Below are 26,192 nucleotides of genomic sequence, written 5' to 3' on the forward strand. Positions count from 1 at the left end.
TTTATCCTTTGCGCTTTTGGGCTTTAGAACTTCACCTGGGCAAAGGCGCCCACCGTGCGATAAGCATCGGGCGAAGTGTAATGCAGCAGGCCCAAGGCGCCGTAGATCTGCCAACCTGTCGAAAAATACTGATTGAACAGATTGCGGGCATAGATACCGACCTCCACCCGATCATTGGCGCGGGCCAGCGTGATGCGCCCGTTTACCAGCCCATATCCGGGCACATAGGAATAGCTGGCGTTGGGTGTCTTTGTGCCATCCGCATTGGTCACGGCAGGGGCCGTAATGTCGCCCAGAATGGCGCCCGTCACCGTTTGCAGATCCGACCGATAGACATATTCCAGGTGGGCTTTCAGATCGGTCTTGTCATTGATCGGCGCGTTGTAATCGGCGGCAATCGTCGACATCCAGCGCGGCGCATTGGTCAAACGCGTGCCGGTGTAATTGGCGTTGCTGCTGGCCACGTAACTGGTGAATTTGGCATCCGTGAACGTCACCGCGCCGGACAGCGACAGGCTGTGCGTCGGCTTGAAGGCGACCTGCGCCTCAATGCCCCGGCTGCGCAGGCCCGGCGCATTGCCGATGGCCGATGCAAGGATAAAGCCGCCTACGCCTGTTGAAACCGGGGTCAGGATCGTCGCCTGAAAATTGGTGTATTTCGATGAAAAGACGTCGAAATTGACGCGCAGGCGGTGGTTGAAAAATTCGCCCTTTTCACCAATTTCCCAACTGCTGACCGATTCCGGGTTATAGGGATCGTATTTGTTACCCACAAACGCCACCCCGCCCGGCTTATACCCGGTGGAATAGGTGGCATAAAGCATAACGTCCTTGTTCAACTGAAACGTGGGCGCGATGCGATAGGTAAATCGGGTCGATGATTTGACGCCATAGCGATAATCGGCGGTCGGTGCGGTGCCCGTCGCGGTAAAGGTGATCGCCCGGCCCAGAATGGGGACGGGATCAATGGTGGGATAGCTGATCGTCTGATCGTTGCGATCATAATTATACCGCCCGCCCAGCGTCAGGCTGAAACGCGGCGTGGGGTTGAACTTGACCTGACCAAAGGCGGCCAGCGTTTCGTTATGGGCGTTGAATTGCACCGCATTGCCCAGCAATTTGCCCGTCACCGGATCATTGGCGCCGGTATTGGCGTAAAGATTGCTGATCACCTGACCATTGACGATCAACGGACTGGTGCCCAACGGCCCCCATTGCACCTGCGTCTGATTGGCGTGCAGGCGGTTATAGAAGCCCCCCACCAGATATTCGACGAAACCGCCGGCGGGCGATGCCAAGTGAACTTCCTCGCTGAATTTGTCCGTTTTCAACCGGCCCGAATTATACGAGATATAGGAATAGACATCATTGGGCAGCAAGTCGGCCGGGGTGTCATTGTTATACTTTGTCTCGCGATAGGCGGTGATTGATGTCAGCGTATGGTCGCCAAGCTTATAGGCGACATGCAGCGATCCGCCCTTGTTCACCGTCACGATCGAGCCGAGGAAACCATCGGCAGTATCGACATTACGCGGCCCTGGCGTCACGCCCAGCGCGATCTGGGCCGCCGTAACGGCTGCGCTGGGGGCAAAGCTGGTTCCGGCCGGGCCGCCGACGGCGGTGCGCACCGACGTATCATAATGATGGGTATATTCCCCCGCCAAAATGACTTCGAGATCATCGCTCGGTTGCCACAGCAATTTGCCCCGTACGCCATATTCATCGACCCGGCCCAGATTGCGGTTGAGCGTGACATAACGCCCCTTGCCATCCTGGCCGACGTCAAAGGCGCTGATGCGGAGCGCTGCCGTCTGGCCCAAAGGCACATTGATCGTACCATTCACGGTTCGGTCATTGCGCTCGCCATAGCTGGCGTAAACTTTGCCGGAAAAGTCGTTGAGCTTGGGCTTGACCGTCGTGATCGAAATCACGCCGGAGGTTGAATTCTTGCCAAACAGCGTGCCCTGCGGCCCCATCAGCACATCGACCCGCTCAATATCGACCAGTCCGGTGATGCCAAGGTCGCGCTGGGCGTCCATCACGACATCATCGACCACGACATTCACCGATTTCGCATTGGAAAAGTCGAAGGATGTCGACCCCACGCCGCGGATCTGAAAGGCTGCGCCCTGCGTCGGGTCATAGGTCAGGCCCGGCGTCGTATATTGCAGGTTGGTCAGCGATTGGTATCCGCTGTTCTGCAACGCGTCCCCGCTGAGCGAAATGATCGAGATGGGGACGTTCTGCATCTTTTCCTTGCGGCGCTCGGCCGTGACAAGGATCTGATCCAGCACAGGCTGGCCATCAGCACCCGTGGATGCAGAAGCGGGCGCGACTTCAGCGGCACGGGCAATCATGGGCAGACCCGCCAAGGCGGTGGCGGCAAGAAGTACGGCAGGCGCGACAAGGCCGTAGCGGCGGACATTGGTCATGATTCGAAACCCCAAGTTGACTTGAAGCCCGATTATGCGGCGCACATGACAATTCAGAGACGAATGTGCAGTTTAAATTCTGCTTATAGTCGTATAAAAAATACGATTGTTCAGCTTAAAACCTAATCCCGCGTGACCACCCTCCCTGCGACTGAAATGCCCCAAAACGAACGCACACGCCAAGGCCGCCACCATCAGGATCGTCGACAAAGCGCATGTCAACCACACCATAGCGCCCGACACCGACAAGGCCGCCAAATGGAACAAAAGTCCCGTCCCGATCATCGCCCCGATATTAAAAGGAAGATGGAATCCGGCGTAAAAAGCCGCCGCCGGCGCATCGCCATCACGCTCTCGATCACGGTCAAGCCTTTGCCCTAACAGCACACGCAGCAGCATGAAATCGACCGCCATCGTTCCCCCGCTGCCCAAAGCCCAAGCCATAAAGGGCCACACCCGCCCCTGTGGCAACAAAGGCAAAGCCAGCCCCAGCGCCAGATTGGCAGCAAAGACCGCAGTCAGCATCCGCAGTGGCGAAAATTTGTGCAGCAATCGGGGCGCCACACCGGTGGCGGCCATGGCCGCCACCGCCTGCATGACAATACCGGGTGTTCCCCAATCGGGCAGAGCGAGGCGATAGCGGGCGATGAAGAGAAAGCTGCTGCCGATCACAGCCATATGTGCGCCCACCATCAAAAACAGGCCCGCCAGTGATGCATCAGCCGGTGACGCCACACAGACCCGAAAGGGTTTGAGCATCACGGCCCAGTTCATGGGTTCCCTTGCACAGGAACCGCCCCGCTCCGGCACTCGCCAGATCAACAGGCCATGGACAAGAGGCGCCCCAACCATCGTCAGAACAAGCAGGGCATAGAAATCATTGCCTATTTTTGCACCATGACGGCTCCACAACAGGACGAAACCGAAAAGGATGGAACCGGCCATCCCCGCCTGTGCCCTTGCGCCAAAGATCCGGCCCCGCGCGACGATGCCGCTGGCCCGTTCCAACGCCCATGCGCCATGGGCCAGATTGGAAAGCACCCAACCGCTGGCCAAAGGCAACAGCCCCGTCATCCACAGCACAACCGAATGTCCTTGCGACGGCCCCAGTAACAGGATCAACCCGCCGACCCATTGCAGCAATGTCCCCGCCACGATCCAAAATCCGCGCCTGCGCCGGGGATCGGGCGAAAGGTCGCAAACCATGCCGAACAACACCTCGACCAGAATGATCCAGCCTGCCATGATGGTAAGGACCATCCCGCCGCGCCCCATCCCCAAACCCGCCCCATCAACCAGCAGAATGGGAAGATACGTCTTTCGGGCCAGTTCATAGCCGGAAAACACAAAACTGGGCAGCGACAGCGCCAGCATTTCGAGCCGGTCAGGCACGGCGTCCTGTTTCAGGCGCACAGGGCGCCGCCTTGCCGACTAACGGCAAACCTCGGCCAGTCGCGAAAAGGCCGCCAGCAACACTTTATGTTCATCCCGTCCACGCGCCATGGCCACCATGCGCATCCCGAACAAGGCAATCGATGCCACCTGCGACGTGCAACGATCCGCCGTGCGCCCTTTGGGCAGGCCCATTTCCCACAGCACCGTGGTGACAATATTTTCGCCCCGCCGACGCCGCATGTCGAGCGCATGATGCGCCAGCCCCGGATGGCGCGCGGCCGCAATGGCGATGATCGAGGTCGCCCTGACCAGATCTTGCGAGAAGTCATAATTGGCATGGAACGGTTGCGGCTGACCAAAGTTTTCGGCCAGATTATGCCGGAAATTCGTGACAACCGCGTGAAGCGCAGCCACCATCAATTCATCCCGCGTCCCAAAGTGATAGACGACCGTCGATGCCGGCGTCCCGGCCGCCGAGGCCGCCGAGCGATGGGTCAATGCCTCCAGACCTTGAGTGACAATCAGGCGACCCGCCGCCGATGCGATGGCACCGCGTTTGCTGCGGTCCGGCGTGTCGGGATAGGTTTGCGCAGGCTCGAGCGCGGCAATCCATTGTTCAAGGTCACGCCCCCGCCCCACCTCTTCATCAGGTTGGGGATAGATGCCGCCGGTAAATCGGTGAAGGCAAAGTGCGCGCACCATGCGATAGGCTGGATTGGCGTGGGCGAACAGAGAGAAGCCAGCCTCATCAAGAATATAGCCCAAAGACGCATCGGCCTGACGTGGATCGTCGAACAGGAGTTCGGCCCAAAATCCGCCCACCTGGTCAAGCCACGCATCCAGGATTTCGGGGCAATCGTGCTGACGTCCCGCCTCCTGCACCATATCGATCAGCAGGCAAGCGAGCGGGCGTTGCCCGACCACCCAATCGTCCAGAATAGTTTCCGCCAACAAAGCCCGCATGGACGGTCCGATTGGGACCATGCCCTTCACACGGTGCAACCACTCGGCGCGGAATTGATTATCCCGCTCCATCGCGCTGACCATGACCTGCGCCAAAAGCTGCTCCTTGGTCCCCATGGTTTGGGTCAGGGCATTGAGGCTCATCCCGACCTTTTCCGCCAAGGGGCGCAGGGTCAGTTCACTCAGCCCCTTTTCCGCGATCAGTTCAAGGGCCGCTGCGATGATCGGCTGGGCGGCATTCGCTTTGTCGTCGGCAAGGATCATCGGCTTCCCTGTTTATGCGGGAAAGCCTCCTCTAAGGCGTGAATGTGACAATGTCATCTTGCACATGACCTGTTGGCCCTATTTGAACAAAGACAGCGCAATGGCTTGCCCCATGGCACGATAGCCCGCGGGGCCGGGGTGCAAATGGTCACCCTTGTCATAGGCTGGCAACAGACGCTCTGGATGCGCAGGATCGCGGGTGATTGCGTCAAAATCGATAATCCCGTCAAAATTACCCTTGCCCCGGATCCATGCATTGACTTCCTGCCTGTCTGCCTCGTTCCGGGCGTCGGGGTGGTAATAGTCCGAACCCGTAAAGGGCATGATCGTAGCCCCAATGACTTTCACGCCGCGCGCATGGGCCCGCGTAATGATCTGGCGATAGGCGCCGATCATGCGCGCCACCAGACGATCGTGCTGCGCATCCGAAACCGGCGCGTCACGCGTCAAAGTGCCCAGATCATTGATGCCTTCCAGCACGATGATGTGGCTCAGTCCCGGCTGTCCCAGAACATCCCGTTCAAACCGCGCCAAGGCATTTGGCCCCAAGCCATCGTTAAGCAGTCGATTGCCGCCGATCCCCTGATTGATCACAGCGGTGTTGCGATAGCTGGGACTGGCCTGAAGCCGGGCGGAAAGGATGTCGGTCCAACGGTTATTGGCATTGGTCGTGGTGCCATGGCCATCGGTGATGGAATCGCCCAAGGCCACGATCACCCGAGCAGGGGCGCAACGCTCGACCTCCACCCCCGACAATTGAAACCAGTGATCGGTCATTGTCGCCCCCGGCATGTCGACGGCGTCGCGTTGATCGCCTGCCAGCAAATAGCTGGTCGCGCGTGATCCGGGATGGCTGGTCTGGGTGGCGGGCTCTGCGCCATAGGCAATGGACACCCCCAGATCGCCAAGCGCCGCAACCGGCAGATCAATCGGATCCGACCAATAGTCCGCACCCGCCGGAATAGTCACATCATCGCGCCCATCGAAGCGCACCGGGCGAACCGTCGCGGGGTTAATGGCCGCATGGGCCGGATCGCGCGCCAGAGCGACGCTGACACCCTTTAATGTCAATGGTTGGGCGTTTGCCAAATTGGAAAGGCGCAGGCGGATGCGGCGGCCATCGATGGATGCGCGCAAGATCTCGCGCAGGGTCTTGTCCGCAAAACTGCCCGTCGGGAGCGCATTGTTGGCATCAGGCTGAAACTGTGCCGAACCCCATGCGGCCACCCATTGCGCCTTGCATGTCGGGGCCGTTTTGGCTTGCGCCCCCTGATAGAAGGTCATGCTGGCCAGTGCTGCCGTCAACAACCATTTCATCTTGAACCCTCATCCCTTGCCGCAATGCGAAAGGGCCAGTCATGTGACCGGCCCTTCCATTCCTTTCCCCTATCGGGATCAGAAGCTACCCCGCAGACCGAACAGGATCTGACGACCCGGCCAGTAGATGGAATAGGTGGCATTATCATAGCCGAACGTCGTGCGGATGGGCTGATTGGTGATGTTCAGCACGTCGAGCGTCGCCTTCACCTTGCCATCGAACAGCGGCAGGGCATAGTTGGCCGACAGGTCAAGCTGACCGCGCGATACCGACTTAAGCGGAACGGCAATGTTGTTTTGCGGGCTGTTGGCGGCAATGGCCGCGTCGCCATCGCGATGGCCCATATGCGACGGCTGCATGTTCCGGGCGATTTAAGTGTATGTGGATGCGACGATACACCGTTGGCAACGACGATCTGGCCCGAATTGACCACGATCCGCCTGCCCATTCGGCAAATGGCAATGGGCGGCATCGACATGTTGGTTGAGGCAATTCGCGGGCGCAAGAAAACCCAAAAAATCACCCACAAATTGTTCGACCATCGTTTCATACGCCGCCAATGTGTTTTCCACTTCACACCCGCTCTTGATTTAGAATTCGGCCACGTCGATTTCCCCGCCCTTGGCAAAGCGTGACAGGCGATAGGGGCGGGGATCGACAATCGGATCGGCGCCGGTGGCGATATCGGCGATCAAATGGCCGGCGCCCGGCCCGATGCCAAAACCATGGCCGCTAAAGCCTGCGGCCAGAACAAGACCCGGAATCTGTGGGATCTCGCTGATCACCGGCACACCATCGGGCGTGCTGTCGACAAAGCCCGCCCATGAACCCACCGCCGGGGCATTGCCCAAAGAGGGGATCAGGGCCGATGCCTCCTTGCGGGCGCGGTTCAACATGCTTTTGTCCGCTTTGGGATCAAGGATGCGCATGGCCTCCATAGGCGTGGGTTCATCCAACCGCCAGCGCGAGAGCCCCTCATGCCCGGCCATCAGGCCTTCAAGGCCGCCCGGAGAAAGATTGCGCCAGCGCCGCATGAACATGGGCAAAAATTCGGGTGCAAAGCGCAGAAACTGGAGCGTGGGGTCAACACGCGCCCGGCCGCTGACCGTCAGTGTATGGCACCCTTCCCCGCGCTGGGTGATGGCCACCGATTTGCTGAAGAACGCTTTTGGAACCTCCAGCCCGGCGGTTGACACGGCCAGAATGGATTGGCGGACACTCGCCTGCGGAAATCGGATGCCCATTTGGTACATAAAGGACGAGGCCCATGCGCCGCCCGCCATAATGACGATCTTTGTCCGGATCGTGCCCTTTTCGGTCACCACCGCGCTGATCGCGCCGCCGCTGGTTTCGATGCCGCGCGCGGCGCATCCCTGATGAACCGTGCCGCCCAAAGCCATCACCGCCTTGGCCGCCGCCGGCGCGGCCAGTGTCGGATTGGCGATGCCATCGGTGGGCGACCAGACGCCGCCTTTCCACCTTTGCCCGGTAAAGCGCCCGCGACTGCTGGCTTCGTCGCTGTTCAGCATATAGGTTTCAACGCCCACGGTCTTGGCAAATTGGCCCCATTTGGCCCAGGTTTCCAATTCCTGATCATTGTTGCTGACATAAAACAGGCCGCAACGGGTAAAGCCGGTTTCCTCGCCCGTGTCCGCGCCAAATTGTTCCCAAAGGCCAAGGCTTTTGGTGGAAATAGGCAATTCGCGCGCATCGCGGTTCTGTTGACGGCACCAGCCCCAGTTGCGGCTGGATTGTTCGCCCCCCACCACGCCCTTTTCGACCAAAGCGACCTTTAGCCCGCGTTTGGCCAGATAATAGGCGGCAAAGCTGCCCACGATGCCCGCGCCGATGACCACGGCATCGGCCTCCAAAGGCAATTCGGATGTGGATTCGATAAAACGCAGTGGCGCGGGCATCTTACAGTTACTCCGTAATCCGAAAGGTCAGGCAAAGCCAAGGATGGCCTTGGTTTCAAGATATTCCTCGAAACCAAATTCGCCATATTCGCGGCCATTGCCCGATTGGCGATAGCCGCCAAAGGGGGCATGAGGGTCCCAAGCGGGCTGATTGAGGTGGATCTGTCCGGTGCGGATGCGCAAAGCCGCCGCGCGGCCCGCCTCGACATCCCCGCTTTGCACATGGCCGCCAAGGCCAAAGCGGGTATCATTGGCAATAGCAATGCCTTCGTCCAGATCATCATAGGCAAGGATGCAGAGCACCGGCCCGAAGATTTCTTCCTGCGCGACCTTCATCGACGTCGCCACATCGGTGAAAATGGTGGGGCGGACAAAGAAGCCGCGCTCCAATCCCTGGGCCAAGCCGTCAGGCTGTCCCAATCCGCCGCACAGCAATTTGGCCCCTTCGGCAATGCCTTCACCAATCATCGCCTGAACGCGGGCATATTGGGCGGCATTGGCAATCGGGCCCATGACGGTGGCTTCATCGGCCGGATCGCCCACCACGATGGCGTCAACCGTTGCCTTGGCGATGGCCTCGATCTGGGCCAGATTGGCGCGCGGCACGATCATCCGGGTTGGCGCGCTGCACGATTGGCCGACATTGCGCATCGCGGCCAAAACGCCCAGCGGCACAACCCGTTCAAAATCGGCATCGGCCAGCATCAAATTGGGCGATTTTCCGCCCAATTCCTGCGTCACCCGCTTGATCGTCGGTGCCGCGGCCTGTGCCACCAGAATGCCCGCGCGGTTCGATCCGGTGATCGAGATCATGTCAATGTCGGGATGTTCTGCCATCCCGGCGCCGATTTCCGGCCCCGTTCCGTTGACAAGGTTGAAGACGCCGGGCGGCGTTCCGGCATCATGCAGGATCTGGGTCAGCATGATCGCGCTGAGCGGCGACAATTCGCTGGGTTTGAGCACAATGGTACAGCCCGCCGTCAGCGCCGGGGCGACCTTGGCGGTGATCTGATAAAGCGGCCAGTTCCAGGGCGTAATCAGCCCGCAAACGCCGATAGGCTCGCGCACAATGGCGGTGCGGCCCTTCATACGGATGAAGGAATAATCGCGCAGCACCTCAATCGCTGTCTGAACATGGGCCAGAGCAAAGGGAACATGGGCGGCGCGGGCGTGGCTGATGGCCGCGCCCATTTCCTGCGACAGGGTTTGCGCCAGCTCCTCGGCGCGTTCCACCATCAGGGCGTGGATGCGTTCCAGCAAAGCCAACCGTTGGGCCACAGGCGTTGCCGCAAAGCCGGGGAATGCCGCCCGTGCGGCGACAACTGCGCGATCCAGATCCGACCGATCGCCCGCCACCACATAGGAAAAGGCGTCGCCCGTGGCCGGATTGACGACGGGCAATCGCTCGCTGCCCGACTGTTTTTGCCATTGGCCGTCGATATAGGCGCAATCGCGCGGGTCCAGACCGGATTGGGTCATTTCAGTCATCATTCCACCCCATCCAAATTACCAATCGCCCATACGCGGCCAGCCATGGCCGGAACATGGATCTGTTCGGGGCTATTCAACCTCGCGGATTGATCGGGGGGCAAGGTTTCGGTCATCTGGAATATTCCCACAAGAAAACGCATCGTCAGAACCTCAGCCAAGCGATTGGTTCGAAAGGGCAAACAGTCGCAAGGAGGCGCCTTGTTCCGGAGGCAGACCAAACGCCATGCACGTCACCGGCCCGACATCGGGCAGGCCGATGGATTCAAGCCAAGGCGACAATCCGCTGCTGCTGGTCACATCAATCCGGACGAATGCGCCCACATGATCCCCGGCCAAGGCGGCGAATAGCGCGCGAGCGTCGGTTTCTTCACGCCCGATAATGGGGCCAACCACCATTCCGCGGCCCCAGCGCCGAACGCAACCATAGCCGCAGATTGCGCCATTCCGTTCGATCACCTTGACCGTGCCCAGCGCGAACAAGGCATCAAGCAGAGCAGCCCGGACCATGCCGGTGGCCGCCTTGTCCAAGCCATGGATCACAGGCAAATCGGTTTGAGCCATGGCGCGGATCACGCCATCGGTTGCCACCACCGGCGCGTTGGTCAAAACGGCCTGATGCTGGTGCACCCTGCCGCCCGAAACAGAAAAGCCCTTGCCTTCATACAGCGCGCGCCCTTCCTCGGTCGAATTGAGGATCACCCTTCGCCCCGCCGTCTGTTCCAGAAGCGCGTCCATCAACATGCCGCCAATCCCCCTGCGCTGGGCAAAGGGGGCCACGATGATCATGCCCGCGGCGGCGAAATCATCGCCATAGGGCCACCAGATCGCCGTCCCCGCCAATTGACCGTCCAGTTCCGCGGCAAGGCCAACCCCCAGCGAAAGGGCAAAGGCCCAATCCTCGAACCGATACGGCCAATTCAGCGCCTGCGAGAGAGCCAGCGCCTGCGGCAAATGGTCGGCCGTCAGCGGCTTGATCGCCAAGTTCTGTTGATCTCTGGTCACGGCGTTCATCGACGGGTTCCTTTCGGGGCAAGGCGGCGGCCTGCCCCAATGCGAGTCAGAAATATTTGAGCCAGGCGATGTCGCGGCGACGTTTCTTGAGGCGCGAGAACCATACTGTGGGAATATAGAGCGGCACGATCATGGCCACATACCACACCAGCACCCAGCCATAGCTGTCCACACCATAGGTGCCATCATGATCGGCGCCCCAGATGGCCAGCGCCGAGTGATAGAGGATACGCAGAACGCTCAGGTGCAGCAGATAGAAGAACATCGGCGCCCCGCCAAAGACGGCCAGCATATCGATGATCCGCATCCCTTGCATCCGCTCAAACAGCGCCAGCAGCAACGCGCCAATACCCAGCGTAGGCAGCAAAAAGAGCAGCGAAGGCGGATATTTGGTCATCGAAATAAAGCTGAGGAAAGTGCGCAGTGGGCTGCCTTCGACCACCGACCACGGCTTGTCGCCATAGACGTTGAGCAGGCGCAAGGCGACAAAGGCCACCAGCAGGAAAGAGCCGAGCAGCAGCAGTCGACGCTGGCGCGTTTCGGGCGCGACATGGCCCAAAAACCACGGCCCGATACCATAGCCCAGACAGATCACGCCGACCCACGCCAGAATGGGATAGGTCGTCTTGACAATCAGACCGCCAGGCAATGTGAACATCGCGCGCTGGTGGATCTCAGCCCACAGCGGCAGCAGCGCATCACCCGCTTCAAAACGGATCGGGTCCAGCAGGTTATGACCGCATACAATCACCAGACCAATCGCCAGAATGGCCTTGTGCGGCAAGCGGATCAGCCCCGCCAGCACAATCATGCACACGCCAATGCACCAGATCACCTGAAGCCAGAGCGTGGGCGCGGTAATGCCCCAATACAGCGGCGAGAGGAAAAACACCTCAATCGCCATCAACAACAGGCCGCGCTTGAGCAGGAAGGATGTCGTTTCGGCCCGCGTATGCTTGCTGCTGAACAGGAACACGCCAAGGCCGGTCAGCGCGACAAAATTGGGCGCGCAAAGGCTGGCGGCAAATCGCGCGAAACCCAGCGCCGGAATGATCGTGCGTGCGTCCACTGGATCGGCAACCGGATAATAGACGAACCACGTCTCGCGCAGGTGGTCCAGCAACATCAGGATCATCACGAAGCCACGCAGGGCATCGATATTTTGCAATCGAAACCCGCTCGCCGCCTTAACCTTGGCGGTGACACCTGAACTGATGCTACTGGTTTGAACCGAGGCTGTCGCGCCCATGGGATGCTCCGTTCCTGCCGATTGAATATCGGTGTTGTTATTAAAGCGATCTGTGATGGCAGCATCTTTCAAATCGCGCGCTTTGGCCAATGCGCTATGCGGAACCTTGGCCGATCGCGGCAACATATGCCGCCATGCCTGTGAACATGGATTGTCGCGGATAAGACAAAAATTTGCCCGGATATGGGGCCAAATGGCCTATTTCCAGCCCGTCTATCAACAGGCCAGATGCCTTTTCCACCAGCAATCGCGGCATGGAGAACATTCGAATTCGGCACAGTATGCCGGAAGATTTATGCCAAAACAAAGGCGGCGCGGGACAATCACACGCCGCCCCTTTTCCGATAGATCACGCGACTGGACGCTGGGTTGCGTAAATTTTCTTTACATATTCCTCGCTGATCCACGCACAGCCATCGCCGCGCACAAACAGGCATACATCACCCGCGTGGAACGTCACCTTGCCATGGGCGTCGGCAAAGCTGACTGCGCCTTCAAGCAGATACATCAGCTCGACCTGCTTATAGGGCACCTGAATGCGGTGATAGGGGGTGGAGTCCCAGATACCGCACACAAACTCCTTATTGGCCGACCAGTAATCGCTGTGGTTGCGGCAAGAGGGCACAGGACCAATCAGGTTTTGTGCCGGAGGCGGGCTGGACGGTTCAAGCGGGGCGGTCTGATCCACCATTACCGGGAACCGAACCGTCCCGACCTCCGCCGTGGGCGCGGCATAGATAATGGCCAGCATGTCCTCGGACGCCCGCCAAACAAACCCCGTGCCCAGCGGCAGGACGCAGGCGGTCGCCGGATCGAGAACCAGCGTTCCGGCGACGCTTTCGATCTCCAGACGGCCCGAAAGCAGCAGAACGCATTCATCACTGGCCAAGGCCTCAACCTTGCCCTCGCCGCGCAGCGCAATGGCGGCCACATGCGCCGCATCATCGGCAAAGGCAGGCGCGGCACGCCCGGCGAACCAGTCACTCGAAGGCGTGGTGCCGGCAGCATAGGCCCGAATATCGATGACCGCTCCAACCTTGTTCATTTCATCCACTCCAATGCTCTTCATGTCCACGCCGCTCACAGGCCCACCAGCCCGGGCAGACCGCCGATGTCGGAAATTTCATTGACTTCGTAATAGCTGTTCATCGGTTCGTGGCCGCGATTGACGAAGGCCTTCATCCTGATGCCCAGATCATAGGCCGTCATCAGGTCATAACGAAAGCTGGACGAGACATGCAGCACGTCCTGCGGTCCGCAGCCCAGCTTGTCGAACATCATTTCAAAACCCTTGGCGCGCGGCTTGTACGACTGGGCTTCCTCGGCGGTATAGGCGGCATAGAAAGGCGCTTCGAGGCGTTCTACGCTATAGGGGATCAGGTCGATCATCGAATTGGACAGGATCACCAAAGGGATTTCCGGGGCGATCTTTTTCAACGGCTCGACCACATCGGGATGCGGGTTCCACGTGGGGATGGCGGCATAGAGCGCGGCGCCATCGCTGTCGCGATATTCCACCTTGTTGCGCTTGCACGCGCGCTGCAATGCTTCGGCCACCACCTCGGCATAGGGACGCCATGCGCCCAGCACACCATCCAGCCGGTAAAAGGAAAAGTCCCGGCAGAATTGTTCCAACGCCTCGCCCGACAGACGATCCGCATAGACCTGACGGGCAACCGGGGCCATCTCGAAATTGATCAGCGTGCCGTAACAGTCAAAAGTGATGAATTTGGGCTTGAGGTGGGCCATGAACGCCATCCTTGGGTTGATTCCTCGATGTGGGCTTCAGGCTAACGCAGTCAGACGGCATGAAATTGCAGATTGGCCGATACATCCGACGAATTTGACCGCCCTTTGTCCCAATCGCGGCATCGAATGCCAGAAAATCGGATATAGATCGCAACGACCGGACATTGCCGAAATACCGGCACATTATGCCGCCCGATGACAGGAGAATTTTGATGGCCACCTTGCCGGACAACCGACTCAAGCTTCGCGCGATGGAGCCGTCGGATGTGGCCGCCATTCACGCCATGTCGCAGGGTGAACAATGGCCCCACCGCAAGCAGGACATCACCGCCATGCTCAATCTTGGACAGGGCGTTGTCGCGGAAATGGGCGGCGAAATTATGGGTTCGGCCATGTGGTGGATCTATGGCGAAAAGGTCGCGACATTGGGCATGTTGCTGGTCGATCGCCGGTTTCGCGGCAATGGCATCGGGCGGTTGATCATGGAATCCGTGCTGGATCAGATCGGTGACCGCTCCATCCTTTCCATCGCATCGGACAGCGGCCTGTCTTTGCTGCGCAAACTGGGCTTTCGCGGCGTGTCGGAAATTCGCCAGCATCAGGGCACTGCCTTTACCGCGCCGCTGGTGCCGCTGAAACCGGGCGAACGTATCCGCCCGATGGGGGCCAATGACGTCACGGACGTATCGGCGCTGGTAGAGGCGGCAACCGGCCTCGTCCGGCCCAAGATGATGAAAGCCCTGCTGGGCAAGGGGCACGGCATTGTTCTGGTGCATGACGAGGAAATAATCGGCTTTGCCATCTTTCGCCGATTTGGCCGCGGCTATGTCGTCGGCCCGGTCATTGCGCCCGATATCGTCCGGGCCAAGGCGCTGATTTCACAATGGCTGGGTTCGCGCAGCGGCGAATTCATCCGTCTCGACATGATGGGCGAATGCGGCCTGCATGACTGGCTGGAACAATTGGGCCTCATCCACATCAACAGCTTTGTCGTGATGGTCCGGGGCGAGGAGCCTGTCCCCAGCCAACTGGGCCAATCCTTTGCCATCGTCAGCCAGGCGCTGTTCTGAAAAGTAAGGGCGCAGGCTCCCCCCGCGCCCTGCTTATTGCTTATGCCTTGGCCGCCGCCACAAAGGCGCGGGCGCGCTGGCCGACTTCGCCCGCGTCAAGGCCGGCCTTGTAAAGCGCCGAGCCAAGACCAGCGCCCTGCGCCCCGGCGGCCATCCATTCGCCCAGATTGTCCGGCGTCACGCCGCCCACCGCCAGCATCGGCAAATCCTTGGGCAACACCGCACGCTGCGCCTTGAGATAGGCCGGGCTTGCCCCTTCGGCCGGGAACAGCTTGAGGCCGGTGGCGCCCGCGTCAAGGGCGGCAAAGGCTTCGCTGGGCGTATAAAAACCGGGCAGCGAGATCATGCCCGCCGCCGCGCTGGCACGGATGACGTCAAGGTTTACATTCGGCGAGATGATCAGGCTGCCCCCGGCGTTGCGGACATTGGCGACGTCGGCGGTGGTCAAAACCGTACCCGCCCCGACCAGAACCTCCGGCCCGTAACGGCGCGCCAGCTTTTCGATCGACACCAGCGGATCGGGCGAATTCAATGGCACCTCGATCATCGAGAAACCCGCCTCTATGATCGCATCGCCAATGGCCTCCACCTCGTCCGGGCGTACCCCGCGCAGGATCGCCACCAAAGGGCAAATGGCAAGGGCGGCGTTCAGGGTTTCAACGGGATTACTCATGCTTGGCTCGCTTTCCATAGGCGCAGGATTCCGGCTACAAAGGCCGCGTGGCTATCGACAAGAACAGGTGCGCCGCCGGCAATCTCCACGGCGCGGGAATATAGGCGGCCCAGATGCGGATCGGCAAGGATATGCACCGCCTGCCCCGGTGTCAGACCTTCGCCGCCCACGTCATGGCCGATCATCAGGCCCGATGCAAAGGAGGCGCTGTCCTGCACGCTACGCCCGCCCAACAGCGCGGCGGCACGCACGCGGAACAGATGCGTCGTCAACCGGCCGTTCAACCCATCGCGAACCCCGGCGCAAAACGCGTCATTATCGCTGACATCTCCGCCCAGAAATTCGGACAACAGGCTTTGGCCCTTGAGCAGGGCAAAGATTTCGCCCGTCATGGCCGTGGCGAAAGAGGCGACCTTGCCGCCCTCCATCCGCGCCCATTTGCAATGGGTGCCCGGTTGGCACAGCAATGCATCATCCGGCGCAAGACCGGCAGCGACCGCGCCCAGCAATTGGACCTCTTCGCCGCGCATGACGTCACCCGCCGGATCACACAGGCCCGGCACGATGGCGGTGCGGCACGGTTCAACCCAATGAAACGCCTGCGCCAGATCGGCAAGACCCGCAGGACATGGCAGATAGGGCACATTCACCCACCCCCGCGCCGAACCCACCATGCCCGCCAGCAACACCGGCAAATCACCCAGCTTGGTCCGGATCGCCGCGATTTCATCGGCAAACCCGCCCGGCGGTACGGCCAACAGGCCCATCCCGTCACGCTCGGTCTGCAGCACCTGTCCTTCTGCGTCGATCAGATATGCGCGGCGGTTGGTCGTACCCCAATCCACCGCGATCATGTCACCCGTCATATCACCACCACACCGTGTAAAGCGCCACAAGGATCACCGCCACCAACGCCGAAGCAATGGCAAAGCCGCGCGACGTGGCAAAGGATACGCCCTCCATGATGCCCTTACCCTGCCGGACCGGGGCTTTGCCCAAGAGCGAGACGAGAACCGTGAGCGCCAGAGAGGCAAAGAACACCATCGCCATGCGATGCATGAAGGGGATCTCGGTCAAGGCCGCAACCCCGCCAAAGCGGAAGATCGCGGAAAGCACCACGCTGGCCAAAGCGCCCGAAAGCGCGCCCGCCTCGGTTGCGCGGGGCCAGAACAGGCCGGTCAGGAAGATCACCGTAATGCCCGGCGTGACGAAACCGGAAAACTCCTGAATATACTGAAACGCCTGATCCATGCCGCCCAGCAAGGGTCGCGCCGCGACAATACCGATGACCGTGGCGACACAGGCCGTGATCCGCCCTACGCGGACCAGTTGCGTCTCGCTGGCGCCGGGGTGGAATTTGCGGGCATAGAGATCAAGCGTGAAGATCGTCGCGATGGAATTGATCTTGCTGGCGGTGGACGCGATGATCGCCGCCGTCAGCGCGGCAAAGACCAGTCCCAGCAGACCATTGGGCAACAGATGCATCATCGCCGGATAGGCCTGATCAGGCTTTTCCAGATTGGGCGCCAGCAGCACCGCGGCAATACCGGGCAGCACGATGATGACCGGCATCAACAGCTTGAGAAAAGCGGCAAACACGATCCCGCGCTGCGCCTCGCCCAAAGATTTAGCGGCCAGCGTGCGCTGGATGATATATTGGTTGAACCCCCAATAGGACAGGTTGGCGATCCACAATCCGCCGATCAAAACGCCCAGACCCGGCAGGTCCTTGTAATGCGGGCTGTCGGGCGAAAGGATCATGTGGAAGTGATCCGGCACCGCCGACACCAGCCGCGCAAAGCCATGAGCCACGCCCGCGCCTTCGCCCAATTGCCCCAATGCAATGCCCGAAACCACAAGGCCGCCCATCACCAGCAATGCGACCTGCACGATGTCGGTCAATGCCACCGCCTTCAGACCACCTCGGATCTGATAGGCCAGCGCAAACACGCCCAAACCGGCCAGCGCCATATCCTGATCGACGCCCGCCACCTGCCGCACGGCAATCGAGCCAAGCCACAGGATCGAGGTCAGGTTTACAAAGACATAGAGCACCAGCCAGAAAACCGCCATCACCGTGCGGATCGTCGGGCCAAAGCGGGCCTCGAGAAATTCCGGCATGGTGGTGATGTTGTTCTTCAGGAACACAGGCAGGAAGAACTTGCCCACGATCAGCAGCGTGAGCGCGGCCATCCATTCATAAGAGGAGATCGCGAGGCCGATGGCATAGCCCGATCCGGCCATGCCCACGATCTGTTCGGCCGAAATATTGGCCGCGATCAAGGACGCGCCAATGGCCCACCAAGGCAAAGCCCGTGAGGCCAGAAAATAGCCCGCGCTGTCCTCCTGCGCATCGCCTTTGCGGCGGCTGACCCATTGGGCAAGGCCGAAGATGAAGATCGCATAGGCCACGACCATGGCCGTATCGATGGTTGAGAGCGTCATAGGATGGTCTTTCCTCCCAAATCCCTTGCCAAAGGGCGATTATGTCTATTTATATGATAAAAACATGCGCCAGAGGGGGCCACGCAATGACCGACAATGACGACGTATCCGGCGGCCTTGGGCGTAATCTGACCTATGGGCTGCTCGATCTTCTGGGGCGTCAAATCGTGACGGGCGTCTTTGAAAACAAAGCTTTCCCGACCGAAGCCGAGCTTTCCATCCAACATGGCGTCAGCCGTTCCGTCACGCGTGAGGCGGTCAAGATGCTCACCGCCAAGGGCCTGCTGACCGCGCGGCCGAGACAAGGCACCAGCATTCAGCCTGTCGCCAGCTGGAACCTGTTTGACGCGGATGTGCTGCGCTGGCTGCTCGAACGCAAATTTTCCATCGAACTGCTTTCGCAATTCAACCAGTTGCGCGCGGCCATCGAACCGGCGGCGGCGGCTTTGGCGGCTGGCTCTGCCGATGAACGCGGGATCGCGTTGATCGAAGCCGGTTTTGCCCGAATGGAGGCCGCCGAAAGGGGCGATGATGACGTTCTGGACGCCGATATCACCTTTCACCTGGCCATCCTGCGCGCCAGCGGCAACCCCTTCTTTGCCCAATTCCGCGACGTCGTGGCGACCGCCCTGCGCACGTCGATCCGCATGACCAACCGCATCGTTGGCCGCACAGCCGATCTGGCCGCGCATGGCGCGGTGCGCGACGCGATTGTCGCGCGCGATCCCGTTGCGGCCCAGAATGCCATGCGTGCCATCATCGGCGACGTCATGGATCTGATCGCCCGTCACAGCCATGCCGCGGAATAGGCCCATCGCCTAAGCGCCGAACCGGCGGGGCGGCAGGCCGTAAACCCCGGCCTCCACCTCGAACACCGCACCCGCCAACGGTTCCTCGACACCATCGCTGGCGCTGGTCAGGAACAGGCGGCTGTAATCGGCGCCCGCGAAACAGGGCCGCGTGATCTGGCTGGCGGGCAGGTTGATCCAGCGTTCGCGCCCGCCATCAGGGTCAAACCGGCTGACGCAACCCGCTCCCCAATGGGCAATCCAGATGCCGCCCTGCGCGTCCACCGTCATGCCATCAGGCGAACCCCATTCTTCGGGAAATTCAAGGAAGACCTCGCGCGGACCAAGGCTGCCATCGTCATGCAGGGCAAAGCGATAGACCAACCCCTTGGCGCTGTCCGTGTGATAGAGCGTGGCGCCATCCGGGCTGATGGCGGGGCCATTGGCGATGCGATAGGGCGCATCCATCCTATGCCACGACAGGTCCGGGTCGAGCCGGTAAAGCCCCCCCTCATCGCGGCTGCCGTCCATGCTCATCGTGCCCGCCCAGATGCGGCCTTGGGCATCGGCGCAGGCATCATTCATCCGGTTGAAGGGCAAATCCGGCTCGGGCGCGGCGATGGGTTCAAGCGCGAAGGGATCAAGGCTGAGATGATGGAACCCCGATTTCAGCCCCGCGACAAAGCCCCCGCCCGCGCTGCGCTCGATCAGCCAGCCCGTCATTTCGGGCATCGCCCATTCGCGATATTGCCCATCGGCCAGCCCGAAACGGTTCACCCGCTGGCCAATGATATCCACCCAATAGAGCGCATCCTCGCGCGCGACATAGGTGATCCCCTCACCCAGAATGTCACGGCGCGCCCGCTCGATGATCGTCCAATCACCCATGACACCTGCCTCCTTAGTGGCTGTCGCGGGGCAGACCCTTGGTCTGGGCGATGCGCTGATATTTGACCGCACTTTCGATCACCGCGCCGCCAGCGAATTGCCCCGTCTCGCGCCTGGCGATTTCGTGCCATGGCGTCTGGCTTTCCGGTCCGGAGAAGGGATTTGCGGCGTTTTCGGCGCGGCGGCGGTCCAGTTCCTCGTCGCTCACCAGCACATTGACGCTGCGGTTTTTCAAATCGATGCGCACGATATCACCCGTGCGCAGCAGCGCCAGACCGCCGCCCGCCGCCGCTTCCGGCGAAGCATTCAGGATGGAAGGCGAACCGCTGGTGCCCGACTGTCGCCCGTCGCCGATGCAAGGCAAGGCATCGATCCCGGCGCGGATCAGGGCGGCGGGAGGACGCATATTGACCACCTCGGCCCCGCCCGGATAGCCCACCGGCCCCGCGCCACGGATCACCAGAATCGAGCGATCCGTGATGCCGAGCGCGGGATCGTCGATACGCGCATGATAATCCTCCGGCCCGTCAAACACCACGACATTGCCCTCAAAGGCTTCCATATCATCCGGGTTGGCCAGATAGCGCGCACGGAAAGTGTCAGAAATCACGCTCTTCTTCATCACCGCCGCATCGAACAGATTGCCGGACAGCACGGTCAGCCCGGCAGCAGGCTTCAAAGGCGCGGAGAGCGGACGGATCACATCCTCATCCTCGATCACCGCATCGGCAATGTTTTGTGCCACCGTGCGGCCATTGACGGTCAGCGCCTCGCCATCCAATAGACCGGCGCGAAAGAGTTCGCCCATCACAGCGGGAACGCCGCCCGCGCGATAATAGTCCTCGCCCAGATATTCGCCCGCCGGTTGCAGATTGACCAGCAGCGGAATGTCGGCCCCATGGCTTTCCCAATCGGCCAGCGAGAGTTCAACGCCAATATGGCGCGCAATGGCGTTCAGGTGGATCGGCGCATTGGTGGACCCGCCGATGGCCGAATTGACACGGATGGCGTTGAGGAAGGCCGAGCGGGTCAGAACATCGGAAGGCTTGCGGTCGGCGCGCACCATTTCCACGATCTGACGCCCGGTGTGATAGGCGCTTTCCGCGCGATCACGATGTGGCGCAGGGATCGCCGCATTGCCCGGCAGGCTCATGCCCAAAGCTTCGGTCAGGCTGTTCATCGTGGTGGCCGTGCCCATCGTGTTGCAAAAACCGGTGCTGGGCGCCGACGAGGCCACCAGTTTGATGAAGCCCTTATAGTCGATCTCGCCCGCCGCCAGCATCTGGCGCGCTTTCCATACGATGGTGCCGCTGCCGGTGCGCTCGCCCTTGAAATTGCCGTTCAGCATCGGGCCGACCGACAGAGCGATGGCCGGAATATTCACCGTCGCCGCCGCCATCAGGCACGCCGGCGTCGTCTTGTCGCAACCAATGGTCAGCACCACGCCGTCGAGCGGATAGCCGAACAATGTCTCGACAAGGCTGAGATAGGCCAGATTGCGGTCCAGCCCCGCCGTGGGCCGCTTGCCGGTTTCCTGAATGGGGTGGCAGGGAAATTCGATGGGAATGCCGCCCGCCTCGCGGATGCCGTCGCGTACGCGTTCGGCCAGTACAATGTGGTGGCGGTTGCAGGGGGACAGGTCGCTGCCGGTCTGGGCAATGCCGATGATGGGGCGGTTGGACTGCAACTCCTCCATCGACAGGCCATAGTTGAGATAGCGTTCGAGATAGAGCGCCGTCATGTCGGGCGAAGCCGGATTGTCAAACCATGCGCGGCTGCGCAGGGTGGGCTTCTGATTTTGCTCGGACATGGCTCTATCTGTCTCCTTTTCACCGGCGCGTCCCGTGCGATTCCCTCGCCGCGCCAGCTGGGTGTTGACGTCTATAAGCATATATATCATACAAAAGTAAAGCGCGAGGATGCATAGATGAATAATTCACTGATTCGATTGGGTTTGGTTGGGCTGGGCAAAATCGCCCGCGATCAACACCTGCCCGCGATAGCCGCCAACCCGCGCTTTACCCTGACGGCGACAGCCGATCCGATGGGTGGTTTGGACGGGATTGCCTCCTATGCCAGCCTAGACGCCATGCTGGAGGCACGCCTTGCGCTGGACGCCATCGTCCTTTGCACGCCGCCAGGGGTTCGGGCCGGACTGGCGCACAAGGCGTTGCAGGGTGGGTTGCATGTGATGCTGGAAAAACCACCCGCCGCCGCGCTGTCACAAGTCGATGCCCTTGTCGCCGCCGGACAAGGACGCAGTATGCTGGCCACATGGCACAGCCGCGAAAGCGTAGCGGTCGATGCGGCAAAGGCGTGGCTCGCAACGCGGCGGGTGCTGTCCGCGCGCATTGACTGGCGCGAAGACGTGCGCGTGTGGCACCCCGGTCAGGACTGGCTGCTGGACGCGGGCGGCTTTGGCGTTTTCGACACAGCCATCAACGCTTTCTCGATCCTGACGCATATCATGCCCGAAGCCTTGACGCTGGAAAGCGCCGAACTTGGCATTCCCGCCAACCGTCAGGCGCCGATGACATCCACCATGGTCATGCGCCACGGCGGGGCCGAAGTGGCGTGCAACCTGTCCATCCTGCACCCCGGCCCGCCGCAATGGGATATCGCCATCGACACGGACGGCGGAAATTTGCGCCTGACGCAGGGCGGGCACCGGATGGAAATTGACGGCATCCTGCAAGACATCGCGCCTGATGCCGAATACCCCCGGCTCTATGCCCGCTTTGCCAGCCTTATCGATGCAGGCCTCAGCGATGTTGATGCCCGCCCCCTGACGCTGGTGGCCGATGCGATGATGCTGGGCCGCCACCATTCCCTCCCGTCTTTCGAGTTCTGAAACCATGGAAAACAGCCTCCCCCCGGTTGATCGTCGCCGAGTTCTGGCCGCGTCTTTGATGGCCGCTTCGGGCCTTGCCTGCACGGATCAGGTTTTGGCCAAGGCGGCGGCTAAAACTCTGACGCCCCCGCCCGCGCCTTCTCCCCGGCGCGAGGTGGTGCTGGGCGATGGCTGGCGCTTTCATCTGGGCCATGCGTCCGATCCGGCACGCGATTTCGGCTTTGGCAATTGGGGCCGCACCTATGCCAAGCCGGGCTTTGACGTGGCCGAAACGGTCAAGCCCGATTTCAATGACAGCGGTTGGGAACAGGTGCGCGTCCCCCACGATTGGGCCAGCGCCCTGCCCTATGCCCCGCCCGCAACGATGGAGAAGGGGCGCGAGGATTTTATCGCGGGCCACGGTTTCCGCGCCATCGGCCGCGATTTTCCGCAAAACAGCGTCGGCTGGTATCGTCGCACCCTGCCGGTGGGCGCCGCCGACAAGGGTCGCGCGGTCTGGCTGGAATTTGACGGCGTGTTCCGCAATGCGGTGGTGATCGTCAACGGCTATATCGCGCATGAGAATGCCAGCGGCTATGCCCCGTTCCGCGTCGATATCGCCGATTTCCTCAATTATGACGGCAAGCCAAACCTGTTGGTCGTGCGCGTCGATGCCAGCCTTGGCGAAGGATGGTTTTACGAAGGCGCTGGGATCTATCGCCATGTCCGGCTGGTTTCGGCAGCGCCATGCCATATCCCGCAATGGGGCGTTTGCGTGCGGGCCGAACCGCGCGGGCAAGGCGCATCCATTCAGGTTTCCACCGATGTCGTTAATCCGGGCGAGTCGGTTCAGCTTCGCTATCGGGTGATGGCTCCCGATGGTGGCGAGGTGGCGGCGGGGGATGGCCCCGTCGTCGCCGTTGCGGGCAAGGCAATGGTCGAGCAGGCCATCAACATTGGCAGCGCCCGTCTGTGGTCAGTCAAAGACCCTGCGCTTTATCGCCTGATCAGCGAGGTCGTGGTTGGGGGCGAGGTCGTGGATCGGGTCGAAACCCGCTTTGGCGTGCGGACTTTGCGTTTCGACGGGCGGACGGGGTTCTTCCTCAATGGCGCGCCGGTCAAATTGCTGGGCGTGTGCAACCATCAGGACCACGCGGGTGTCGGCACGGCGATCCCCGATGCGCTGCACCGCTGGCGCGTGGCCCAGATGCAGGACATGGGCGTCAACGCATGGCGCAGTGCACATAATCCGCCTTCGCAGGCCCTGCTCGATATTTGTGACGAGGCTGGGATGATGATGGTGGCCGAAACGCGCCTGAACAACACCAGCCCCGAGGCGCTGGACGAGTTGGAGCGGATGATCCTGTCGAGCCGCAACCATCCCTCGATCATCCTGTGGTCGGTGGGCAATGAGGAAGGGCATCAGGGCACCCCGCGCGGGCGCAATATTTCGGCGCGGCTGGCGGCGCGGTGCAAGGAACTGGACCCCACGCGCCAGACGACGCAGGCCATGGACAATGGCTGGTATGAGGATGGCGCTGCGCGTGCGGTCGATGTCGTGGGCTTCAACTATCGCACCGACAAGATCGCTGCTTTTAAGGCCAAATATCCCGACACGCCCGTAATCGGCACCGAAACCGCCAGCACCGTGGCCACGCGCGGCGAATATGCCAATGATACTGCGCGCCATATCGTGCGCGCCTATGACACCGAAGCGCCTTGGTGGGCCAGCACCGGCGAGGCATGGTGGAGCATCGCAGCCAAGGATCCGGGCATTGCAGGCGGTTTTATCTGGACCGGCTTTGACTATCGCGGAGAGCCGACCCCCTATGCGGCATGGCCCTCGGTCAGTTCCTATTTTGGGGTCGCCGACATTTGCGGGTTCCCCAAGGACAATTACTATTACTATCGCGCATGGTGGCGGTCCGAATTGCCGCAGGTACATCTGTTGCCCCACTGGAACTGGGCGGGGCGCGAGGGCCAGCCTATCGAGGTCTGGGCGCATGGCAATTGCGTGCAGGTCGAATTGCGGCTGAACGGGCGCAGCCTTGGCCGCAAGGATATGCCGCGCAACAGTCATCTGGTGTGGCAGGTGAATTATGCGCCCGGAACGTTGGAGGCCATCGGATATGACAAGGCCGGACGCATCGCCGCGCGCGACCGGCGGGTGACGGCGGGCGCGCCCGCAACCTTGCGCCTTTCCGCCAGCGCCACTCGCATCAAGGCCGATGGCAAGGATATGGCCATTATCCGGGCCGAAGTGTTCGACCTTGCGGGCAATCCTGTACCAACGGCTGCTGTGCCGCTCCGCTTTGCCCTGACTGGGCCGGGCCGGGTGCTGGGCACCGGCAATGGCGACCCCACCGACACCACCCCCGACCACAGCCTTGAGCGGCGCAGCTTTAACGGGCTGGCGCAGGTGTTGGTTCAGGCCGATGGGACGGCGGGGCAAATCACCCTTTCGGCCCAAGGCGAAGGGCTGGCCCCGGCCCACATCGACCTGTTTGCCCATACGATCTGAAAGCATTGAACCATGGCACTTGGACTTCTTGCCGCCGCGCTTCTGGCAACGGCCGCCTCGCCCGCTGCGCCCAAACTCTATCTGGGCGGCGACCTTTCCTTTACCAATGAAATGGAGGATTGCGGTGCGGTCTTTCGCGAGGGCGGCAAGGTGGTCGATCCCTTTGTCGTGATGAAGGCGCATGGCGGCAACATCATGCGCGTGCGCATCTGGAACGCGCCGGGCTGGACCAAATACAGTACCTATGAAGACGTGCTCAAAACCATCCGCCGCGCCCATGCGGCGGGGCTGGAGGTCCTGCTGGACTTCCACTATTCCGACGATTGGGCCGATGGTGAAAAACAGATCGCGCCGGCGGAATGGGCCAAACTGTCCACCGACGATCAGGTGAAAGCGCTGCATGACTACACGCGCGACATCCTCGACCGATTGGCCAAGGAAGGACAATTGCCGGCCTTTGTTCAGGTCGGCAATGAAACCAACCCGGAAATGCTGGGCGGGACCAAGGATGGCAAGATCAATTGGGAACGCAATGCCCGCCTGATCAACGCGGGCGTTGCCGCCGTGCGCGAGGCGGCCAAGGCCCATGCTCATCCGATGAAGGTGATGCTGCATATTGCCCAGCCAGAAAATGTACTTGGCTGGTTCGACGATGCGACCGTGGCCGGGGTGATGGATTATGACATCATCGGCATCAGCTATTATTCCAAATGGTCGAAATACGATCTGGCCGGTCTGGGCAAGGTGATCGCGGCGGCGCACAAGCGTTATGGCGCAGACGTGTGGGTGGTGGAAACGGCCTATCCTTTCACCAATGATTATGGCGACACCACGCCCAACCTGCTGGGTTCGGATTCGGCCCTGCCCGGATATCCCGTCACCCGCGAAGGTCAGGCCCGCTATATGGAGGATCTGACCAAGCTGGTCGTGGCCAATGGCGGCAATGGCGTGGTTTATTGGGCGCCCGACCGCGTTTCGACGGGGTGCAAGACACGCTGGGGCGTGGGGTCGGATTGGGAAAATGCCGCATGGTTCGACATCAAGAAGCATGAGGCCTTGCCGGTCATGCGGTTCATGGAAATGACGCGGAAATAAGGTCATCCGCCCAAACCGAAAAGGGCCGCGAGGAGCAATCCCCGCGGCCCTTTTGCTGTGAGAGAGGTTGGAAAACCCGCCGGTTTCTATCCCG

General features: G+C 61.0%; 23 protein-coding genes. 6 read left to right on the forward strand and 17 right to left on the reverse strand.

The genetic code is table 11. The features are described from left to right. Positions 1 to 23 precede the first annotated feature (23 nt). The 5 genes from ACZ9HU_RS18615 to ACZ9HU_RS18635 all read right to left on the reverse strand — a co-directional run bounded on the left by ACZ9HU_RS18615 (position 24) and on the right by ACZ9HU_RS18635 (position 6,731). The gene (locus tag ACZ9HU_RS18615) at positions 24 to 2,432 is read right to left on the reverse strand and encodes a TonB-dependent receptor (RefSeq protein ID WP_476107184.1); all 2,409 of its coding nucleotides are present in this window, start codon (positions 2,430 to 2,432) and stop codon (positions 24 to 26) included. 72 nt (positions 2,433 to 2,504) lie between these two features. Next, positions 2,505 to 3,845: an MFS transporter gene (locus tag ACZ9HU_RS18620; RefSeq protein WP_476107185.1), complete on the reverse strand. Its 1,341-nt coding sequence runs from the start codon at positions 3,843 to 3,845 to the stop codon at positions 2,505 to 2,507. Between the two features lie 18 nt (positions 3,846 to 3,863). Continuing rightward, the gene (locus ACZ9HU_RS18625; RefSeq protein WP_476107186.1) at positions 3,864 to 5,054 is read right to left on the reverse strand and encodes a TetR/AcrR family transcriptional regulator; all 1,191 of its coding nucleotides are present in this window, start codon (positions 5,052 to 5,054) and stop codon (positions 3,864 to 3,866) included. A 78-nt stretch (positions 5,055 to 5,132) separates the two neighbouring features. After that, positions 5,133 to 6,338, reverse strand: coding sequence for an SGNH/GDSL hydrolase family protein (locus ACZ9HU_RS18630; RefSeq protein WP_476107271.1), 1,206 nt, complete (start codon positions 6,336 to 6,338; stop codon positions 5,133 to 5,135). A 111-nt stretch (positions 6,339 to 6,449) separates the two neighbouring features. Further along, positions 6,450 to 6,731 (reverse strand): hypothetical protein, encoded by a 282-nt coding sequence (locus ACZ9HU_RS18635; protein WP_476107280.1) that lies wholly within the window; start codon positions 6,729 to 6,731, stop codon positions 6,450 to 6,452. Between ACZ9HU_RS18635 and ACZ9HU_RS18640 the strand changes: the two genes are divergently transcribed. Beyond that, complete coding sequence (locus tag ACZ9HU_RS18640; protein WP_476107187.1) at positions 6,717 to 7,007, forward strand: substrate-binding domain-containing protein; 291 nt, start codon at positions 6,717 to 6,719, stop codon at positions 7,005 to 7,007. The two genes, ACZ9HU_RS18635 and ACZ9HU_RS18640, sit on opposite strands and share 15 nt — an antisense overlap. Here the strand turns inward: ACZ9HU_RS18640 and ACZ9HU_RS18645 are convergent. The 7 genes from ACZ9HU_RS18645 to ACZ9HU_RS18675 all read right to left on the reverse strand — a co-directional run bounded on the left by ACZ9HU_RS18645 (position 6,963) and on the right by ACZ9HU_RS18675 (position 13,788). Continuing rightward, positions 6,963 to 8,288, reverse strand: coding sequence for an NAD(P)/FAD-dependent oxidoreductase (locus ACZ9HU_RS18645; protein WP_476107188.1), 1,326 nt, complete (start codon positions 8,286 to 8,288; stop codon positions 6,963 to 6,965). The genes ACZ9HU_RS18640 and ACZ9HU_RS18645 overlap by 45 nt on opposite strands. A gap of 27 nt (positions 8,289 to 8,315) precedes the next feature. Next, a complete protein-coding gene (locus ACZ9HU_RS18650; protein ID WP_476107189.1) occupies positions 8,316 to 9,779 on the reverse strand; it encodes an aldehyde dehydrogenase family protein in 1,464 nt (487 codons plus the stop codon). Then, the gene (locus ACZ9HU_RS18655; protein WP_476107190.1) at positions 9,776 to 9,937 is read right to left on the reverse strand and encodes a hypothetical protein; all 162 of its coding nucleotides are present in this window, start codon (positions 9,935 to 9,937) and stop codon (positions 9,776 to 9,778) included. The genes ACZ9HU_RS18650 and ACZ9HU_RS18655 overlap by 4 nt, the downstream gene beginning before the upstream one ends. Next, positions 9,930 to 10,790, reverse strand: coding sequence for a GNAT family N-acetyltransferase (locus ACZ9HU_RS18660; RefSeq protein ID WP_476107191.1), 861 nt, complete (start codon positions 10,788 to 10,790; stop codon positions 9,930 to 9,932). Before ACZ9HU_RS18660 ends, ACZ9HU_RS18655 begins: the two co-directional genes overlap by 8 nt. Before the next feature lie 46 nt (positions 10,791 to 10,836). Further along, entirely contained in the window at positions 10,837 to 12,039 is a 1,203-nt protein-coding gene (locus ACZ9HU_RS18665; RefSeq protein ID WP_476107192.1) for an acetyltransferase domain-containing protein, read from the reverse strand. A 349-nt stretch (positions 12,040 to 12,388) separates the two neighbouring features. After that, positions 12,389 to 13,084, reverse strand: a complete 696-nt coding sequence (locus ACZ9HU_RS18670) for a cupin domain-containing protein (protein WP_476107193.1) — start codon at positions 13,082 to 13,084, stop codon at positions 12,389 to 12,391. A 35-nt stretch (positions 13,085 to 13,119) separates the two neighbouring features. Next, positions 13,120 to 13,788: a haloacid dehalogenase type II gene (locus ACZ9HU_RS18675; protein WP_476107194.1), complete on the reverse strand. Its 669-nt coding sequence runs from the start codon at positions 13,786 to 13,788 to the stop codon at positions 13,120 to 13,122. Between the two features lie 212 nt (positions 13,789 to 14,000). Between ACZ9HU_RS18675 and ACZ9HU_RS18680 the strand changes: the two genes are divergently transcribed. Beyond that, positions 14,001 to 14,858, forward strand: coding sequence for a GNAT family N-acetyltransferase (locus ACZ9HU_RS18680; protein WP_476107196.1), 858 nt, complete (start codon positions 14,001 to 14,003; stop codon positions 14,856 to 14,858). Positions 14,859 to 14,898: 40 nt separating this feature from the next. Here the strand turns inward: ACZ9HU_RS18680 and ACZ9HU_RS18685 are convergent, their stop codons facing one another. Genes ACZ9HU_RS18685 through ACZ9HU_RS18695 form a run of 3 tightly spaced genes read right to left on the reverse strand, consistent with a single transcriptional unit; the run spans position 14,899 to position 17,976 of the window. Continuing rightward, positions 14,899 to 15,531, reverse strand: coding sequence for a 2-dehydro-3-deoxy-6-phosphogalactonate aldolase (locus ACZ9HU_RS18685; RefSeq protein WP_476107197.1), 633 nt, complete (start codon positions 15,529 to 15,531; stop codon positions 14,899 to 14,901). Continuing rightward, on the reverse strand, positions 15,528 to 16,397 hold the full coding sequence (locus ACZ9HU_RS18690) for a 2-dehydro-3-deoxygalactonokinase (RefSeq protein WP_476107198.1): 870 nt from the start codon (positions 16,395 to 16,397) through the stop codon (positions 15,528 to 15,530). Before ACZ9HU_RS18690 ends, ACZ9HU_RS18685 begins: the two co-directional genes overlap by 4 nt. Position 16,398: 1 nt before the next feature. Next, entirely contained in the window at positions 16,399 to 17,976 is a 1,578-nt protein-coding gene (locus ACZ9HU_RS18695; protein WP_476107199.1) for a sodium/sugar symporter, read from the reverse strand. Positions 17,977 to 18,062: 86 nt separating this feature from the next. Here ACZ9HU_RS18695 and ACZ9HU_RS18700 point away from each other — a divergent pair, with 86 nt between their 5' ends. After that, entirely contained in the window at positions 18,063 to 18,785 is a 723-nt protein-coding gene (locus tag ACZ9HU_RS18700; RefSeq protein WP_476107202.1) for a FadR/GntR family transcriptional regulator, read from the forward strand. Positions 18,786 to 18,794: 9 nt separating this feature from the next. On the opposite strand, the gene ACZ9HU_RS18705 is transcribed toward ACZ9HU_RS18700, so the two are convergent. Both ACZ9HU_RS18705 and ACZ9HU_RS18710 read right to left on the reverse strand, forming a co-directional pair. Continuing rightward, on the reverse strand, positions 18,795 to 19,652 hold the full coding sequence (locus ACZ9HU_RS18705; RefSeq protein ID WP_476107204.1) for an SMP-30/gluconolactonase/LRE family protein: 858 nt from the start codon (positions 19,650 to 19,652) through the stop codon (positions 18,795 to 18,797). 13 nt (positions 19,653 to 19,665) lie between these two features. Then, positions 19,666 to 21,462: an IlvD/Edd family dehydratase gene (locus ACZ9HU_RS18710; RefSeq protein ID WP_476107206.1), complete on the reverse strand. Its 1,797-nt coding sequence runs from the start codon at positions 21,460 to 21,462 to the stop codon at positions 19,666 to 19,668. A gap of 117 nt (positions 21,463 to 21,579) precedes the next feature. On the opposite strand from ACZ9HU_RS18710, the gene ACZ9HU_RS18715 reads away from it, so the two are divergent. Genes ACZ9HU_RS18715 through ACZ9HU_RS18725 form a run of 3 tightly spaced genes read left to right on the forward strand, consistent with a single transcriptional unit; the run spans position 21,580 to position 26,098 of the window. Beyond that, positions 21,580 to 22,503: a Gfo/Idh/MocA family protein gene (locus ACZ9HU_RS18715; protein WP_476107208.1), complete on the forward strand. Its 924-nt coding sequence runs from the start codon at positions 21,580 to 21,582 to the stop codon at positions 22,501 to 22,503. A gap of 4 nt (positions 22,504 to 22,507) precedes the next feature. Then, complete coding sequence (gene galA, locus ACZ9HU_RS18720; RefSeq protein WP_476107209.1) at positions 22,508 to 25,003, forward strand: beta-galactosidase GalA; 2,496 nt, start codon at positions 22,508 to 22,510, stop codon at positions 25,001 to 25,003. Positions 25,004 to 25,015: 12 nt separating this feature from the next. Continuing rightward, complete coding sequence (locus ACZ9HU_RS18725) at positions 25,016 to 26,098, forward strand: glycoside hydrolase family 53 protein (protein WP_476107211.1); 1,083 nt, start codon at positions 25,016 to 25,018, stop codon at positions 26,096 to 26,098. Positions 26,099 to 26,192 lie beyond the last annotated feature (94 nt).

This window comes from Novosphingobium sp. Sphag1I (genome assembly GCF_056279125.1).